General features: G+C 69.0%; 18 protein-coding genes. 8 read left to right on the forward strand and 10 right to left on the reverse strand.

The window, feature by feature from the left end:
• The first annotated feature begins 48 nt into the window (after positions 1 to 48).
• The gene (locus tag EV647_RS05555) at positions 49 to 1,062 is read left to right on the forward strand and encodes an aldo/keto reductase (protein ID WP_133999355.1); all 1,014 of its coding nucleotides are present in this window, start codon (positions 49 to 51) and stop codon (positions 1,060 to 1,062) included.
• Here EV647_RS05555 and EV647_RS05560 read toward each other — a convergent pair.
• The gene (locus EV647_RS05560) at positions 1,059 to 2,939 is read right to left on the reverse strand and encodes a glycoside hydrolase family 76 protein (RefSeq protein WP_133999358.1); all 1,881 of its coding nucleotides are present in this window, start codon (positions 2,937 to 2,939) and stop codon (positions 1,059 to 1,061) included. The genes EV647_RS05555 and EV647_RS05560 overlap by 4 nt on opposite strands.
• A gap of 175 nt (positions 2,940 to 3,114) precedes the next feature.
• Here EV647_RS05560 and EV647_RS05565 point away from each other — a divergent pair, with 175 nt between their 5' ends.
• From EV647_RS05565 to EV647_RS05585, 5 genes are all read left to right on the forward strand, one after another.
• Positions 3,115 to 4,176, forward strand: a complete 1,062-nt coding sequence (locus EV647_RS05565) for an LLM class flavin-dependent oxidoreductase (protein ID WP_133999361.1) — start codon at positions 3,115 to 3,117, stop codon at positions 4,174 to 4,176.
• Positions 4,177 to 4,206: 30 nt separating this feature from the next.
• Entirely contained in the window at positions 4,207 to 4,581 is a 375-nt protein-coding gene (locus EV647_RS05570; protein ID WP_133999364.1) for a hypothetical protein, read from the forward strand.
• Positions 4,578 to 5,000 carry a MarR family winged helix-turn-helix transcriptional regulator gene (locus EV647_RS05575; protein WP_133999367.1) on the forward strand — a complete coding sequence of 141 codons (423 nt, stop codon included), beginning with the start codon at positions 4,578 to 4,580 and terminating at the stop codon, positions 4,998 to 5,000. Before EV647_RS05570 ends, EV647_RS05575 begins: the two co-directional genes overlap by 4 nt.
• Positions 5,001 to 5,103: 103 nt before the next feature.
• Positions 5,104 to 5,976: a peptidoglycan recognition family protein gene (locus EV647_RS05580; RefSeq protein ID WP_133999370.1), complete on the forward strand. Its 873-nt coding sequence runs from the start codon at positions 5,104 to 5,106 to the stop codon at positions 5,974 to 5,976.
• Between the two features lie 58 nt (positions 5,977 to 6,034).
• A complete protein-coding gene (locus tag EV647_RS05585; protein WP_133999373.1) occupies positions 6,035 to 6,340 on the forward strand; it encodes a pyrophosphatase in 306 nt (101 codons plus the stop codon).
• Here the strand turns inward: EV647_RS05585 and EV647_RS05590 are convergent.
• The 5 genes from EV647_RS05590 to EV647_RS05610 all read right to left on the reverse strand — a co-directional run bounded on the left by EV647_RS05590 (position 6,328) and on the right by EV647_RS05610 (position 10,188).
• Positions 6,328 to 6,900 carry a hypothetical protein gene (locus tag EV647_RS05590; protein WP_133999376.1) on the reverse strand — a complete coding sequence of 191 codons (573 nt, stop codon included), beginning with the start codon at positions 6,898 to 6,900 and terminating at the stop codon, positions 6,328 to 6,330. The genes EV647_RS05585 and EV647_RS05590 overlap by 13 nt on opposite strands.
• On the reverse strand, positions 6,897 to 7,238 hold the full coding sequence (locus EV647_RS05595) for a PadR family transcriptional regulator (RefSeq protein WP_133781728.1): 342 nt from the start codon (positions 7,236 to 7,238) through the stop codon (positions 6,897 to 6,899). The genes EV647_RS05590 and EV647_RS05595 overlap by 4 nt, the downstream gene beginning before the upstream one ends.
• Positions 7,239 to 7,307: 69 nt before the next feature.
• Complete coding sequence (locus EV647_RS05600) at positions 7,308 to 8,915, reverse strand: DUF6297 family protein (RefSeq protein WP_133999379.1); 1,608 nt, start codon at positions 8,913 to 8,915, stop codon at positions 7,308 to 7,310.
• A complete protein-coding gene (locus tag EV647_RS05605; protein WP_133999382.1) occupies positions 8,912 to 9,556 on the reverse strand; it encodes an ABC transporter ATP-binding protein in 645 nt (214 codons plus the stop codon). The genes EV647_RS05600 and EV647_RS05605 overlap by 4 nt, the downstream gene beginning before the upstream one ends.
• A complete protein-coding gene (locus tag EV647_RS05610; RefSeq protein WP_133999386.1) occupies positions 9,553 to 10,188 on the reverse strand; it encodes an O-methyltransferase in 636 nt (211 codons plus the stop codon). Before EV647_RS05610 ends, EV647_RS05605 begins: the two co-directional genes overlap by 4 nt.
• 94 nt (positions 10,189 to 10,282) lie before the next feature.
• On the opposite strand from EV647_RS05610, the gene EV647_RS05615 reads away from it, so the two are divergent.
• Positions 10,283 to 11,266 carry a carbohydrate kinase family protein gene (locus EV647_RS05615; protein ID WP_133999389.1) on the forward strand — a complete coding sequence of 328 codons (984 nt, stop codon included), beginning with the start codon at positions 10,283 to 10,285 and terminating at the stop codon, positions 11,264 to 11,266.
• Here EV647_RS05615 and EV647_RS42480 read toward each other — a convergent pair.
• A complete protein-coding gene (locus tag EV647_RS42480) occupies positions 11,263 to 11,736 on the reverse strand; it encodes a hypothetical protein (protein WP_202876047.1) in 474 nt (157 codons plus the stop codon). The genes EV647_RS05615 and EV647_RS42480 overlap by 4 nt on opposite strands.
• A gap of 53 nt (positions 11,737 to 11,789) precedes the next feature.
• Positions 11,790 to 12,209 carry an ester cyclase gene (locus EV647_RS05625; RefSeq protein WP_133999392.1) on the reverse strand — a complete coding sequence of 140 codons (420 nt, stop codon included), beginning with the start codon at positions 12,207 to 12,209 and terminating at the stop codon, positions 11,790 to 11,792.
• 76 nt (positions 12,210 to 12,285) lie between these two features.
• Here EV647_RS05625 and EV647_RS05630 point away from each other — a divergent pair, with 76 nt between their 5' ends.
• Entirely contained in the window at positions 12,286 to 12,879 is a 594-nt protein-coding gene (locus EV647_RS05630; protein ID WP_133999395.1) for a TetR/AcrR family transcriptional regulator, read from the forward strand.
• Positions 12,880 to 12,957: 78 nt separating this feature from the next.
• Here the strand turns inward: EV647_RS05630 and EV647_RS05635 are convergent, their stop codons facing one another.
• On the reverse strand, positions 12,958 to 14,058 hold the full coding sequence (locus EV647_RS05635) for a CapA family protein (protein ID WP_133999398.1): 1,101 nt from the start codon (positions 14,056 to 14,058) through the stop codon (positions 12,958 to 12,960).
• 200 nt (positions 14,059 to 14,258) lie between these two features.
• Positions 14,259 to 16,595: an HNH endonuclease signature motif containing protein gene (locus EV647_RS43490; protein ID WP_133999401.1), complete on the reverse strand. Its 2,337-nt coding sequence runs from the start codon at positions 16,593 to 16,595 to the stop codon at positions 14,259 to 14,261.
• Positions 16,596 to 16,639: the final 44 nt, after the last annotated feature.

A 16,639-nucleotide genomic window follows, 5' to 3' on the forward strand; every position in this document is an offset into this window, starting at 1 on the left:
CCGCCGTCGGCCCCTCCAAGGTGGAGACAACACCAAGGAGGAAACACCATGCACTACCGCACGCTCGGCCGGACCGGTATCAAGGTCAGCCCGTACGCCCTCGGCGCGATGATGTTCGGTGCCGTCGGCAACGACGACCGCGGGGAGTCGATCCGGATCATCCACAAGGCGCTCGACGCCGGGATCAACTTCGTCGACACCGCGGACATGTACTCCTACGGCGGCTCCGAGGAGATCGTCGGCGAGGCGCTGAAGGGCCGCCGGGAACATGTCGTGCTGGCCACCAAGTCGCACCTGCCGATGGGCGACGACCCGAACGAGCGCGGCAACTCGCGGCGCTGGATCATGACGGCGGTCGAGAACTCTCTGCGCCGGTTGCAGACCGACTACATCGACCTCTTCCAGATGCACCGCCCGGATCCGGAGACCGATATCGAGGAGACGCTGTCGGCGCTGACCGACCTGATCCGCAGCGGGAAGGTCCGCGCGATCGGTACGTCGACGATGCCGGCCAGCGAGCTCGTCGAGTCGCACTGGGTCGCGGAGCGGCGTGGTCTGGAGCGGTTCCGCACCGAGCAACCGCCGTACTCGATCCTCAACCGCGGGATCGAGCGCGAGGTGCTTCCCGTCGTGCAGAAGTACGGGATGGGCGCGCTCGTCTGGAGCCCGCTTGCGGGTGGTCAGCTGACCGGCCGCGCGCCCTCGGACCTCCGGCGTACGGCGATGTTCCGGCACATGTCCGACCAGCGCCGGCTCGACGTCGTCGAACAGCTGGTTCCGGTCGCCGACGCGGCGGGGCTCAAGCTGACCCATCTGGCGATGGCGTTCGCGATCGCGCACCCGGCGGTCACGTCCGCGATCATCGGCCCGCGCACGATGGAGCACCTGGACGACGCGCTGGCCGGCGTCGACGTCGTACTCGGTGACGACGTTCTCGATCAGATCGACAAGATCGTCCCACCGGGCACCGACGTCGGCCGCCTCGACATGGACTACGACACGCCCGCCATCCTCAACCCCGGCCTGCGCCGCCGCCCGGTGGACAATCGCTCAGCTGCTTAGCTGTACGTAGCGCTCACGTGGTAGACCCGGCCGCCCCAGCCGTCGTCCGGGAACGAGTCGGAGATCCGGACGTACCCGGTCTTGGCCGACCCCAGGTGCGGCGTCAGGTCGAACGTCCGGACCGCCTTGTTCTCGCCGTCGTGGTACGGGTTCGTCTCGGTCGCGACCGTGGTCCAGTTCTGCCCGTCGCCGCTGACCTGGACGACAAACTCATTGTCGATTGTCAACGATACTGATGCCGACGTCGTGTCGGACGGGAACGGGAAGCGGTAGACGAAGTACGAGTGCCCGTCGGCGAACCGGTTCTGTACGCCGTTGCTCTGCGACCCGTCCGCATCCCACAGCCACGGGGTCTCGGCCGCCGTACCGGTGTCGAAGTCGGCCGTGTGCGCGATGAGGATGTCGGACCGGGTCGTGAACGACAGTTGCGATCCGGACGTGACCGACGCGGTCACCGAGTGCAGGCCGTCCGGCGTACCCGCGGGAATCGTCACGTCGAGGTCGACGGACGTGGCCACCGGTACAGCGTTGCCGCGGGTCGTCAGCGTGACAGTCGACCGGCTCGGTGTGACCGTCCAGCCGGACGGGGCGGTTGCCTGGACGACGGCCTGGATCCGGTCATCGACCGGACCGGTCGCCTGTACGTCGACCTTCACCTTGACGTGGGTGCCACTGCCGGTCGCGGGCATCACCACGGGCAGCGCCGGATCGGTTGTCGCGGACAACGATCGCACCGGCGGCGTCTGCGGTACGGCGGCGATCAGGGCGCTCAACGCGCTGGCCTGGGTGCGCCAGTCGAAGACGTTCGGGGACGCCCCCGACCAGCGCTCTCCGAGCCGATCGGACGCGTCGCGGTCGTTGTTCCAGATCGTTGCGGCCTGCTGCGCGACGAAGTCGGTGTAGCGGCGGTCGTGCGTGGTGTCGGCGAGATCCATCCAGTAGCGCATGAAGATGCCCTTGAACTGCTTGCCGTTGTCGTCACACGTCCGGCCGGGAGCGTCGCAGGCCTCGGTCAGGACGCCGTCGGTGACGAGCCCGCCCGGGGCGATCGCGGCGTCCGCCAGCCGCCGTACCGTCGTCAGCAGTTTCGGGTCGCGGGTCGCTCGCCACAGCTCGAGACCGGCGCCGATCGCGAGACCCTGGTTGTAGCTCCAGACCGTGTCGCCGTTGCTCTCGCAGTTGCTCCTCAGGCCGTCGTTGACGAGGCCGGCGGAGTTGATCATGCCGCTGCCGGTGAACCAGTTCCAGCCCTCCTGCGCACGGCCGAGCCAGCGGGTGTCACGCGGCAGGCGGTTGTGCAGTTCGGCGGTGAGGCGGATCCAGAGGCCGTTGGTGACAGCGTTCTTGTAGGTGCGTTCGCCGTCCCACCACACTCCCCCGCCGCACGAGCTCGGGTCCCAGTAGCCCTCGACGTACTCCGCGATCGTGATCGCCATGCCGAGGTACTTGCGGTTCTTGGTCAGGTCGTACGCCTGGATCCAGGTCAGGCCCCACCACTCGGAGTCGTCGATGGCGCGGCTGGTGAAGTTGCCGAGCAGCGGGTCGCCGGACAGGTAGCCGGCCGGGAACACGCCCTTGTCCTTCTCGAACGTGTTGTCCAGCTGCCCCAGGTAGCGCCGGTCCCCGGTGCGCTGCATGTAGTCGCCGATTGTCTGCAATGCGACAGCGGAGTTCCACCAGCTGGACGGGAACCAGGCCTTGTTCGGCTCGTACGAGCTCATCAGCTGGTCCGCGGCGACCCGGGCGCGGGCGACTGCGGTCGGCCCGGCGGCGGCACCGGCCGCACCCGCGGCGCCCGCGGGCTGGGGTGCGAGGGCCGCGGCGAGCAGGATCGCCCCGGCCGTCAGAACCTTCAGAATCTGCACACGACGATTCACACGATCTCCTCGAGATGCTTCATGGCGGCTCGGCTGTTCGAGGTTGGGCTCACCGAGGTTGGAAACGTTTCGAGAAGGTATCGTCGCCGCCCCCGACAACGATGTCAATGCCTCGGACGACCAGCCCGCGAGACACCTGAAAGTCCACTAATCGAGTGGATTTAGTCTGCTTCTCATGACTTTTCTCTGGTACATCCCGAACCAGGTCGACCCCGGGCACCGCGGGGACGACGCCATCCAGGGACACAACGGCATCGAGCGGCTGACCGAGCTGGCCCGGCTCACCGAGGACCACGGGTGGGGCGGCGCGCTGATCGGCACCGGGTGGGGCCGGCCCGACACGTTCACGGTCGCGACCGCACTGGCGGCGCGGACCACGACGTTCCAGCCGCTCGCCGCGATCCGGCCCGGGTACTGGCATCCCGCCCATTTCGCGTCCGCGGCGAGCACGCTCGACCAGCTCACCGGCGGGCGGCTCCTGATCAACATCGTCTCCGGCCAGGACAACCTCGCGGCGTACGGCGACAGCGAGGGCGACCAGCCGCAGCGGTACGCCCGTACCAAGGAGTTCCTCCAGCTGGTACGGCGCTTGTGGACCGAGGAGGATGTGACGTTCGCCGGCGAGTACTTCTCCGTCACCGGCTCCACGGTCGCGACGCGTCCCGTCGTACGGGAAGACCCTTTGAATCCACGCCCGCATCCCCGGTTGTACTTCGGTGGCGCGTCGGATGCCGCGCAACGGGTCGCTGCGACGGATGCCGACGTACAACTGTTCTGGGGTGAGCCCCTCGACGGGGTCGCCGCGCGGATCGCTCGACTGCGCGAACTCGAGAGCGAACTCGGTCGCGAGCATCCGCCGCTCGAGTTCGGGCTGCGGATCACCACGCTCGTCCGCGACACCACCGAGGAGGCCTGGGCCGACGCCGAGGCGAAGGTCGCGAAGATGGCGGAGACGCACGGCTCCCGGGACGCCCGCTGGTTCAATGCGGTCGGCCAGCAACGCCTCCTCGACCTGGCCGAACGCGGCGAGGTCCTCGACGACAACCTCTACACCGCCCCCGGCAAGTACGGCGGTGGCGGCGCCGGCACCACGTGGCTCGTCGGCTCCCCCGGCGACGTGGCCAAATCCCTCAACAAGTACCGCGACCTGGGCATCACCCACTTCATCCTCTCCGACACCCCGTACCGCGAAGAGCTCATCCGCATCGGCGACCAGCTGCTCCCGCTGCTTGGTTGAGATGTATGCGAATCGCATATAATCACCGGTATGGATCTCGAGGGCGCGATCGATCGATGGCACGAGCGAGTGAACTCCGGCGACCTGGAGGCAGTTGCCGGGGTGGTCACTGATCCGGTGGTGGTGCTGGGGCCGAAGGGCGCGGGGCCGATCACGCCGACCGGGTTCGCGGAGTGGGTGGACCGTTCAGGGATCAGATTGGTGCCGCGGTCGTGGCATCCGATCGGCGAGCGGCTGATGGTGGTCGAGGAGGACGCGAGCTGGCCGGGGAGCTCGGCGCCGACGCGGGTGGCGACGGTGTTCCGGGTGACCGGGGACAAGGTGTCCGCAGCACTGCGGTTGCCGGATCTCAGGCCGGCGCTCGAGTTGGCGTACATCTGTCGCGAGATGGCTGCCACCGAATGAGTGCCGGCCCGGGGCAGGCACTGTTCGAGTTCGTGCGCCACTGGTCACGGCGTACGACGCCTGACGTTGGCGAGCAGGGGCGCTTGGTGCTGGTCACCGAGGCCGCGTACGCCGTGAGCCGGCGAGGGCCCGCGACGATCAACGCCGTCGCGCACGAGATCGGGATCGACCAGAGCGGAGCGTCCCGATTGGTGAAGGACGCGGCCGCCGCCGGCTATCTGGAGCTGCGATCTGCCGACGGCGACGCACGCCGGCGACAGGTGGGCGTGACGGATGCCGGGGTCGAGCTGATCGAGCAGGCGCATGCCTGGCAGGAGGAGGTGTTCGCCCGGCTCACCGAGGGCTGGAGCGAACGCCGCCGGACCGAGTTCCACAAAGCGATGGTGAGCTTGGTCGAACGGTCGAACCCCTCGGGCTGATTGGATGTGCTCATCGCTTGACGGGTGCATGCCGCGTGTGATCGGTTGATTACCGAGCGCCAACGGTGGGTATGTGGCGCTGTGAGGCATGTGAGGAGCACTGATGGTCGAATATCTGCCCCGGTCCGCGTGGAACGCGCGCCCGCCGAACGGTGGACCGGGCAACCTGACCGTGTCGCGGGTCGAAGGCGCGGTCATCCACTGGCCGGGGACCGGATCGACGAGTGTCATCCACTCCAAGGCGGCCGTCGCGTCCGCGTTGCGTGGCTGGCAGGACTACCACATGGACACCCGCGGCTGGTCCGACATCGCGTACCAGGTCGCGGTCGACCAGGCCGGCCGCGCCTGGACGCTGCGCGGCCTGCGGACCCAGTCCGGCGCCAACGGCGACACCGACGTCAACGAACGGTACGGCGCGATTCTGCTGATCCTGGTCACCGGGGAGCAGCCGTCGGCCGCGATGAAGGCGACCACTCGCGGAGTGATCGCCGACTTCCGCAGAATCTATCCCCGCGGTACGGCGATCCGGCCGCACTCCGCGGTCCGCCCGGAGCCGACCGACTGCCCCGGCGACCCCGCCCGCGCCGCGATCGCCCGCGGCGAATTCACCCCCGGCCACTCGGAGGACGACATGACCCCGGCCCAGATGCAGGAACTGAAGAACTTCATCGAGGCCCGGACGCAGGCCTACGCGCTCTGGACCCACCGGCAGTTGCGCAAGGACCTGTCCGCGGTGGTGAAGGCGTACGCGCTCGACATCAAGAACTACGAGCGGCAGACCGACGCCGCCGACGCCGCCCGCGCCGCCGCCGCGGTCTGGGCCACCGCCCCGAGGAGCCTTCAGGTCGACGGCGCTCAACCCGCGGAGCCGCCGGCCGCCCCGGACCCGAACATCGATCCGGACCTAAGCCTCCCGGACCTCGACCCGTTCCCGGACGCGCCCGCCGCCGAAGCTGAGGCCGACGCAGGCAAGTAGGTCGCCCCTCCGGCCAGGTCCCACACGGTTTGTCGGTGGGGCCTGGTTGGCTGTGCCGGTGGATCTCGAAGAGCTGACAGCGCGGTTGGAGAAGATCTCGGTCGGGTACGGCGAGCGCCTGGGCTTCGACCGCGACCCGGACTGGTTCCTGCTCAAACTCCAGGAAGAAGTCGGCGAACTCACGCAGGCCTACCTCCAGCACACCGGCCGCGCGCGTGCGAAGGGCGCGACACCGGACGACATCCGCACCACCTTCCACCAGGAGTTCGCCGACGTACTGTGCCAACTCCTTCTGTTCGCACACCAGCACGACGTCGATCTCCCGCAGGAGATCGAACGCAAGTGGCTGGTCTACGAGGCCTGACCGGCCGGCTGCACCTTGGCGGGCGCCTTTGCCGCCAGCACCATGCCGACCAGCAGGGCGACCGTGATCAGGATGTCAACTGTCATGCTCAGCGCCCACGACGGCTGGACGGTGGCCTCCATCCCGAGCAGGACGGCGTACGCGAGCGGCCAGTTGAGCGTGCCGAGGAGCTTCCACGCGACGGTCCAGCGGTTCGACGACCACAGCATCCCGATGCCGATCAGGTAGGCGATCACCGGCACCCAGAAGCTCGGCAGGTAGGGACCGAGGAACACCAGCGCGAGGGCGACCATGTCGCTCGGGCGGAGCTTCGGTGGGACGTCCACCAGGACCAGGCCGTCGGTGGCCGCGGCAACGATCTCCTGCGGGTCGCCGAGGCGCTGCAGGATCTGCCGAATCTCGCTCTCCGCCGTGGCGCCGGCTGCGCGCTCCTCGGCGATATGGGCTTTCACGTCGTCGATCAGCTCGGTCCGTCGCGCCGCCGGCAACGGCTCGGCTGCCTTCGCCAGCTGTTTCAGGTACGCGGCCACCAGCCGGTCGTTGTCCTGCTCCACGTTCATCCCCGTCTCCCACTTTCCAGGATCGCGTCGACCGAGGCGCAGAACCGTTGCCAGTCCGCGGTGAACGCAGCCAGCGCCTGGCTGCCCTCGGCCGTCGATGTGTAATACCGCCGGGGCGGCCCGGACTCGGACTCGCGCCAGCTCGTCTCCACCAGGCCTTCCCGTCGCAGCCGGGCCAGCAGCGGGTAAATCGTCCCCTCGGTGGTGACCAGACCGTCGACTTCGCCCAGCGCCTTCACCAACTCGAAACCGTAACGGGGCTCTCCCTGCAACAGCGCGAGGACGCAGAACTCCAACGTCCCGCGGCGCAGCTGGGTGAAGACCTTCTCCGCTACCATGCGACACAAGGTACCTGCCCGCACCAAGAACCTGCAACCACCACTGACCGGTCAGGCAGTTCAGTCGGTTCAGGCGGTCTTGGGGCGGACCGCGAACATCAGCATCAGCACGACGGACGGGATCACCACGACCCAGAGGCTGCTGAGGTTGAACAGGACCGGGGCCAGACACAGGACCAGGAGATCGAAGCCGCGGGCCGGCTGGGAGAACAGACCGGGCGGGATCGCGCCCATCGGGGACGTGACCAGCGGTCCGGCGTACGACGGCGGCCGAGCGGACGCGTGCCGGACGGTACCGGAGATGACGGCGGCGGCCACGGCGAAACTGGAGGCCGCGCTGCCGATCGCCGGAAAGGCGCAGGCCGCCCAGACGATCGTGAACAGGCCCGGGACGACAGCCATCACCACGCGCAACTCGCGGAGGTCCCAGCCGAGTGCACGGACCAGGCCGGTCGAGCGGCAGGCGGTGCGGAGTCCGTCGAGCATCGGCCGTACGGCGATGAAGCCGGCGATCGCGGCCGCAATCGGTACGAGGACGTGGAAGCCGGCGCCATGGACGGCGTACGGGACGACGAGCAGCCCGAACGCGACCGCGATCCGGCGCGGCCAGCGCAGGATCCGACGGAACTCGCGGTGCACGATCGCGGCCCCGTCCGCACCCCGGCCGCGGCGGGAACGCACCCGCCCCTTCAACCGCCAGTGCCGCCCGGCGATCACGTCACCGAGCATGCTGATGTCAAGACTGCTCGCCGCCCCCGCCAGCCCCGCCAGCAACTCACCCCCGGCAATCACACTGACCCGCCCCAACCGATCAAGCGTCCGCGAGGCGACGAAGGTCAACACAGCACCCACCACGACCGCCGCGGCGCACAGCACCAGCAGGTACAACTGACCGGAAGTCAGCCCGCCCGCGTCGCGAACCTCGCCGAACTGCAGCGTCGGATACCCGTAGGTGTCGACGAGTTCATGACGCGCGTCCAGACCGATGAACGTCGAGCCGAGCACTTGGTTGCCGAAGCGGTCCTCGCCTGGGCGGAACGCCAGGATCACCGCCGGAATCACGGCGGCCAGCAGCAGCACGTCCGAAACCCTCAAGGCCCACTTGGAACGACGTGTGGTCTGCTGCGCCCAGACGGTCGCGGCGGCGGCGCAGACGAGCACCGCACCGATCAGTACGGCTGCTTCGATGACGTCGAACCACGGCTCGCCGAGCAGCGCCCAGATGACCGCGCCCGTGACCACCCCGATCACCGTGACCGAGGCGATCACCAAGCGGTACGCAGGTCGCAGCAAGGAAGCCCGGTTCACCGGAGTCGCCAGCAGCCAGAACCCGGTCGCCCGCGAAGCCGACACCGGACCGACCGCGAGCAGCACGCGGATCGTGGTTGCCAGCAGCAACGGTATGACGATCCACGGCAACCACGAGGTCAGCTGTCCGCACGTCCACGACGTACAGGTCGCCGCGTTGGAGTTCAGATGCCGTACGACGTTCCCGCCCGTCGCCCCGACCATCGCCAAGGTGAACAGGACCAGGTACGCGTCTTCGAAGATCTCCCAGAACGACCGGTCCGCGTGCTGCCGCCGCGTCCTGCGCATCCACGATCGCAGCGCCCGCGACGACGGGATCGCCCCGAAGTCCGAAGGATCGAACCGCACCGGCTCGTCGGCAGCGCTCATGGAAGCGGCGTGAGGGTGACGACGGCGTCCGCGACCGTCTCGACCAGGGCCGGGTCGTGGCTCGCGAAGAGGATCGCCGTACCGGACTTCTTCTCCTCGACGAGCCGGTCGGACAGCCATTGCACGCCGCCGGTGTCCAGGCGGGCCTCAGGCTCGTCGAGGACCATCAGCTTGCGCGGCCGGACCAGCGCCGTGGCCAGCGCGAGCCGGCGGCGCTGGCCGGACGACAGCGAGCCCGGCAGCTGGTCGGCGGCCGGCAGCAGACCGATGTCGTGCAGCGTCGTGTCCACCAGGTCTTCCGGCGACGAGTTGCCGTGCGCGCGGGCGAGCAGGTCGAGATGCTCGGCCGCGGTGAGGTCCGGGAAGAAGTCCAGGTCGTCCAGCAGGGTGGCGACGTCCCGGCGTACCGCTTCGGCGCGCTCGTCGATCGGCAGACCGTCGAGCAGGATCTTTCCGGCCGCCGGTTCGGCCGCGCCGACGATGCACTTCAGCACGGTCGTCTTGCCCGCGCCGTTCGGGCCGACCAGGGCGATCGCCTGACCGGCCCGCACCGTGAACGTGAGGCCCTCGATCACCGGACGGTCGCCGTACTTGTGCTGCAGATCCGTCACGGCCAGCCGGGGCGCCGCCTTCTTGCTCATTTCTTCCGGACCAGCGTCAGCCCGTCGCCGATCCCGAGCATGATCACGTCGACGCGGTCGTCCTTGGCGACGTGCGCGTTGAACTCCTTGCGGTCCGCCGGACCGTCCGCGTCCACCACCCGGCCGCCGGCCAGCGTGTTGTCGAACAGCAGCAGCCCGTTCGGCCGGATCAGCGGCAGCACGGCTTCGTAGTACTGGATGTACCAGCCCTTGTCGGCGTCGACGAAGGCCAGGTCGAACTCGCCGTCGAGCTTCGTCACCGACTCGTGCGCGTCGCCGATCCGCAGGTCGATCTTGCCCGCGACACCGGCCCGCTCCCAGTACTTGCGGCCGATCGAGGTCCACTCGTCGCTCACGTCCAGGCAGATCAGCTCGCCGTCGTCGGGCAGCCCGCGGGAGATCGCCAGCGCGGAGAAACCGGTGAAGGTGCCGATCTCGACCGCTCGGCGGGCGCCGATCAGGCGGGTCAGCGTGGTCAGCAGACCGGCCTGGTCCGCGGTGGTCAGCATCCCGGCGGGGTTGCCGAGCTTCTCGGTCTCGGCGCGCAACTCGGTCGCGATCTCGTCCAGCGGCATGCCGTGGGCGAGCATGTAGTCGTGCAGTTCCTCGGTCACCGGTACCTGATGGCCCATGGAAATCCACCCCTCCGTGTATTAGATCGGTCGCCTATAGTCTCTATGGGTTGCTCGAACGCCGCGCAACCACCCCACCTGAGGAGCACCCCGCATGCGCATCGCCGTCGCCGGCTCGATCGCGACCGACATCCTGATGACGTTCCCGGGCCGGTTCAAGGACCAGTTCCTCGAGGAGCAGATGCACAAGGTCTCCCTCTCGTTCCTGGTGGACGAGCTGGTCGTCCACCGCGGCGGCGTCGGCGCCAACATCTGCTACGGCATGGCCCAGCTCGGGTTCCCGTCGCTGCTCGTCGGCTCGGTCGGCGCCGACTTCGCCGAGTACGGCGCGGCGCTGACGGAGGCCGGCGTCGACATCTCCCACGTCCGCGTCTGCGAGAACGTACACACCGCGCGGTTCACCTGTACGACGGACCTCGACGCGAACCAGATCGCCTCGTTCTACACCGGCGCGATGGCCGAGGCGCGCGAGCTCGACCTTGGCGCGATCCATCAGGCCGCGGGCGGTGTCGACCTGGTCCTGATCGGCGCCGACGACCCGGCGGCGATGCTCAAGCACACCGAGCTGGCCAAGCAGCACGGGATCGCGGTCGCGGCCGACCCGTCGCAGCAGATGGCGCGGATGGACGGCGAGGACATCCGGACGCTCGTCGACGGCGCGGCGTACCTGTTCAGCAACGAGTACGAGGCCGGCCTGATGGTGCAGAAGACCGGCTGGAGCCACGACGAGATCCTCGAGCGGGTCGGCGTACGCGTCACGACCCACGGCGGCGACGGCGTCGTGATCGAGGACTCCAGCGGGATCCTCGCGAAGGTCCCCGCGGTCCCCGCGCCGAACCTGGTCGATCCGACCGGCGGCGGCGACGCCTTCCGGGCCGGCTACCTCACCGGCCGCGCCGCCGGCCTCGACCACGAAGCATCCGCCCACCTCGGCTGCACGCTGGCGACCACGGTGCTGGAGACGGTCGGCACGCAGGAGTACAGCCTGGACCACTCAACCTTCCTCGACCGGCTCACCAGCACGTACGGCGCCGACGCTGCGGCCACCGCGAAGCAGGCGCTGCGGGTCATCGCTTAGGTCGAGGTGATCCGGTCGATCGTGAACGTGGCCTGCTTGCTGTTCGCGATGCCGACCCGGATGCGATAGCCGCCGATCGCCGCGGACTTCTTCGGCCCGAGCGTGACGTGCTTGTTGCCGACGTAGAACGTGATGGCGGTCTTGTGCACCTCGTACCCGACCATTTGCCCGCCGTTGCAGGTGAAGCCCTGGTCGGAGATGAAGATGTTGCTGCCCGAGAAGTCGAACCTGCCGTCCCTGAACGACCCGGTGCAGTCCGCCTCCGGCACAACCGGCTTGGGCTTCACCGTCGGCTTCGGCGTCGGCGTCGGTGTGGGCTTCGGTGTGGGCCGCGGGGTCGGCGTGACGATGGGCGTCGGCGTACTGCTGACCGGCGTAGACCCACCCGCCGACCAGGTCCCTGACCCGCCACTGCACCCCGCCAGCACCAACACCGCACCCACCACGCCAACCCACCGCAGCTCACCCATACCGCCAGCGTCCCAACACCCCAACGGTCAGGCGTCCGGATGTCCGCAACCTGTCATGCCAGACGCGCGAGGGCACCCGTTTGGGCCAGTAGGGCGAAGCGGTCCGGGGAGCCCCAGTGTTCGACGATCCGGCCGTCGACGACTCGCGCCTGCTCGAACAGCACGATGTCGATCGGGGCATTGCTCGGCGGCCCGAAGAACGATCCGGTCGCCGTGCCCCGTGCGCGGCCTCGTGCCCAGACCAAGTCACCGACGACGACGGAATCCTCCAGCGTGTAGACGATGTCCGGCACCAGCTCGTGCACCTGCCGGATCGCGGCCTTGACCTGCGCGCGGGCCTCCTCGCCCCGTCCGGCCAGGCCGAACTGGTGCTCGATCAGGTCCGGCGCGCAGAGCTCGTCGACGATCCCGTCGTTCCCGGTCGCGAATCCTTCGTGCAGGATCCGCTCCAGAACGTCCAGCGGTGTTCCCATGACTCCCCCTTTGGATTGCACTAACAGTGCACTCGATGCAGTGTTACTGCACTCAACACAGTGATAGTGTGCCGACATGGCCGAACCTGTCAAGACCTACCGCCAAGTGCAGGCGGAGGAGACGCGGATCCGGATCGCGCAGGCGGCGCGCCGGCTGTTCGCCGCGCAGGGGTACGGCGCCACCAGCATCGACGCGATCGCCAAGGAGGCCGGGGTGGCGACCCGGACCGTGTACTCCGCGTTCGGCACCAAGCGGGAGATCCTGTCGCTGATCTGCGACCAGTGGCTGAGCGAGGCCGGTGCGATCGAGCGGGCCGGGCAGGTGTTCGCGATCGAGGGCCCGGCCGAGCGACTCCGCGGCGCCGCGGGCTGGCTGACGAACCTGTACGCCGCCGGCTTCGACGTCGTCCTGATCTTCGAGGCGGCCACCGACGAGAGCCCCGAGACCAAGGCCCTGCTGCGTTCGAAACTTGCCGGCCGCAACGAGGTAATGGACGCGATGATCGCATCACTGGAGAGCGAGCTGCGCATCCCGCTCAAGCAGGCGCAGGCTGTCTACCGCGCGCTGGCGGCGCCCGGTGTCTATCAGGAACTCGTGGACGAGTCCGGCTGGACGCCGGCAGAGTTCGAGCGCTTCGTCGCCGACTCTCTCGAACGACAGCTGCTCTGAGCTCGGATCGGTCGACCGCCGCGGAGCTGGACGAGCTGGACGTCGACCGACAGAGACGAGCCCTCCAGCCCTTCGAGCTCACGTGAGCCGGAGCAGTCCGTCGTCATCGACGCGGACCCGGGTGCCATATCCGCGGCTCACCTCATCGAGCGTCCGGCACGACCACTCGCGGTCCCTGGGACCGGCGGGGCGCAGTCGGATCCGATGGGCCTGCATGACGCCCATGCGAAGGTCTGCAAGCCTGCCTGTCGGCTCCAGGCCGGCGAAGTAGAGCAGGCGGAGGTCGTCGCGGTAGTGCTCGTAGCCGGCAATGCCCTCGTAGTCGTCGATCAGGCCGCCGCACCCGTACAGAACGAGCCGATCGCGATACACCTCGATGGGCCGCAGGTGATGGGAGGAGTGTCCGTGGACCAGGTCGACGCCGCCGTCGATCACCCGATGCGCGAAACGCCGCTGGCTCGACGGGACGTCGTACCCCCAGTTCGACCCCCAGTGCACCGACAGCACGACGATGTCCCCGGGGCGCTTGAGAGCCTGAATCCGATCGACGACGGCGCTGACCGTGTCGCGGGACAGATCGGGCAGCAGAGCGATTCCGGGTCGGCTGTCGGTGGCAGCCCAATCGATGGGTACGCCGCTCGTCGTCGTGCCGAACGCGAAAACCAGGACTCGTCCGTGCGTGGTCGGCACGACCGCCGGCCGGACAGCTTCCGTCGTCGTACGACCTGCACCGACGGCTCGTACGCCGACGCGGCCGAGCACCTCGAGTGTTTCGGACAGTCCCTCGACGCCGAAGTCGAGGATGTGGTTGTTGGCGAGACTGCAGACATCGGGCTCGCCGGCGATCAACGCTGGATGGTTCGCCGGATTCATCCGGTAGTGCACGGCTTTGCCGGGGACCGCGTGGCCGCGCGCCGTCACACTGGTCTCCAGGTTCACCAGCCGCACGTCCGGCGCGAACCGATCGAACAGGGCGAGCGCGTCACCCCATGGCCAGTCGAACGCAACCGGCGCCGGGATCGGCCCGTTCATCGCCTCGGCCAGCTGGACATAGGTTCGGGCGTCACGGACCCACGCTTCCCACAGGGCCGGATCGCCCGGGTGCGGAAGGATCTGGTCGACCCCTCGACCGAGCATCACATCGCCACCGAGGAACACCGTCAGAACATCGTCGGCCACAGTTCCTCCACCAGCGTGCGCGGAACCCAACCTCAGGCTAGCGCTCCACTGAGGAACGGCTCGCGGTACGCCTGAATGCGCCGACCCTCCACCGCCACGAGCAACAGAGCAGACGCGGAGGTGCGCGATCCTGCCCGGGCAGCGCCACGGTTCGCTGCCCGACCTGGTGCCACCACCGCCCTACTGGCTGGCGGTGCTGGTCAGAAGGGTGGCGGGTCGTGAGCTGTCTGCCGGAGGCCGGTGGTTGCGTCGGGCTGTTGGGTGACAGGGCCGGTGGTGGGGTTTGCGTCGGGTTGTTGGGTGATGGGGCTGCGGGCGGGTGGAACGGTGGTGTAGCGGTGACCGGTGGGCGTGGTGAGGGTGATCGACCCGTCGGGGTGGCTGGTGGTGGTCCAGCCCCAGGCGGGGGTGTCTTTGATGACGTGGTGATATTCGCAGTACGGCGCCATCCCGGACAGACTCGTGCGCCCGGACTGGGTGAAGGGGGTGAGGTGGTCGCGGTCGCAGTCGCGGGAGGTGCGGTTGCAGCCGGGCCAGGCACAGACCGGGTGGCGGGCGAGCAAAGTTTCGGTCACCAACGCACCGGGGTCGTGGCGGGTGGTGGAGGCCTCGAGGACGGTGCCGTTGGTGGGGTCGGTGAGGAGTCGTCGCCAGGTGCCGTCGGTGGCGATGCGGCGGGCCATTTCGGCGGGGATGGGTCCGTAGCCGGTGAGTTCGGCGGGGTCGTCGTCGAGGCCGAGCAGGGTCGAGGCGGGGACAACGACCTCGATGTGGGGGCGGCGGCGATGCTGGTCGGGCAGCCGCCGGCCGAGCCAGTCCAGCCCATTGCGCAAGATGTGCTCAAACAGATCCGCAGCCACATCCGCACGCCGCTGCTCGACGGTACGGACGTCCTTCCCCGCACCGGAATCAGCACCCGCACCAGCGCCCGCATCAGCGCCGGCACCTGCATCAGCATCCACGCCGATACCCGCACCGGCACCAGCATCAGCACTATCCGCGCCAGCACCAATATCCGCGCCAGCACCGGCACCCACGTCAACACCCGCGCTCGCATCAGCGCCCGCGCCCGCACCAATATCCCGGCCAGCACCGGCACCCACGTCAACACCCGCGCTCGCATCAGCGCCCGCGCCCGCGCCAATATCCGGGCCAGCACCGGCACCCGCGTCAGCACGCGCATTCAAACCTGCACTGGCGGTGCCGGTGGTGTTGTCGTCGGGGGTGGCCGGATCGGGATCGGGTCTGGCGCCCTGGGGTCCTGGGCTCGCGGCCGCCGGCGTAGGCGGTCCGGGATCCACGAGCGCAGCGGCGTCAGGGGCGGCGGTGGGGTTGGTGGTGGGGCCGGCTGCGGGCGCGGCTACGTCGGTGGTGGTGTCGGGGATGGGGCCGGCTGCAGGCGCGGCTTCGTCGGTGGTGGGGTTGGTGGTAGGGGTGCTGCGTTTGGCGAGGGTGCTCATGGCTTGGAGGGTGACCCACATCTGCTGGATCTTGTCGGCGGTGTGCACGATCCACAACCCGGCCATGCCGTCGGCCAGCGGGACGATCTTGCAGGTCCGCTCGGCCACCGCGGCGCGGTGATCGTCGGCCGCTTGCGCGGTGGTGTGTTTGGCGACCTGACGGCGCAGCGACTCCAACAGGTTGCGATGGGTCTGCTTCGCGGCACGCTTCAGCACATGCGCCTCCACCGCCCGGGCCGCGTCATCGGGCAGAGCGCTGGTGGCCTCGCAGATCGCAAGCGCCTTGCCCCAGGTCAGCGCGCCGCAGCGCAGGCCCGAATAGGTGGCCGACAGGGACGACGTCAGCCGCAGCGCGGTCTCGACCCGCCGCCCCACCGTGCTCGGCGACAGGCCGAGGGCCAGCGCGATCTCGCCGTACCAGGACCGCTCCGGGTCGATCGGGCGGCCCTTGGAATCGATCTGGGTCGGGCGGGGCGCTTCGCGGTGTTCGGCGCGGCGCTGCCGGACGAACGACGCCGTCGCACTGGTCTTGATCGCCTCGCCCCAGCTGATCAGCCGGTCCGCGGCCTTCATCAACTCGATCAACGCCATCGGCGACATCGCCTCCGGCCGGGTCACCTCCAACGCGGCAGCCAGCGCACCGCCCGGTGGCAGGAACGCCCAGGCCGGCGCCTCCCGGCGCAGCATCTCCCGCTCGGCGGCGTCCTGCTCGACCCCGTCCCACTCCTGCCACTCGAACTCATCGACACGGGAGTAGCGGTTCCGGCCCAGCAGCTCGTCCAGCTCGGCATCGAACTGGTCCTGCTCGCTGACCACCACCGGGCCGCCGGGGAGCTCGGGATCGGTCGGGTAGACAAGGTCATCCGGCACGTAACCGGCGTCGAGCGGCTCGTCATCCCAACCGCTCCACGCAGAGCGCGCAACCACCCCGCCAGGAGTGGAGGCGATCGTGGCCGCCTGGCCAGGAGCCGGCCCGGACGGACTCGACGTGGAGAGGATCCCTGCCGCAGAGGGCGCGGCCGGTTCGGCGGGGACCTGGTGGTCGCCGCCGAGTTGGGTGATCGGCATCCCTCTCATGCGCCTATATTAGAACATCTGTTCGATCAGACCAAATCGAATCT

Origin of the sequence: Kribbella sp. VKM Ac-2566 (assembly GCF_004366005.1) — a bacterium.
GTDB classification, from domain to species: domain Bacteria; phylum Actinomycetota; class Actinomycetes; order Propionibacteriales; family Kribbellaceae; genus Kribbella; species Kribbella pratensis.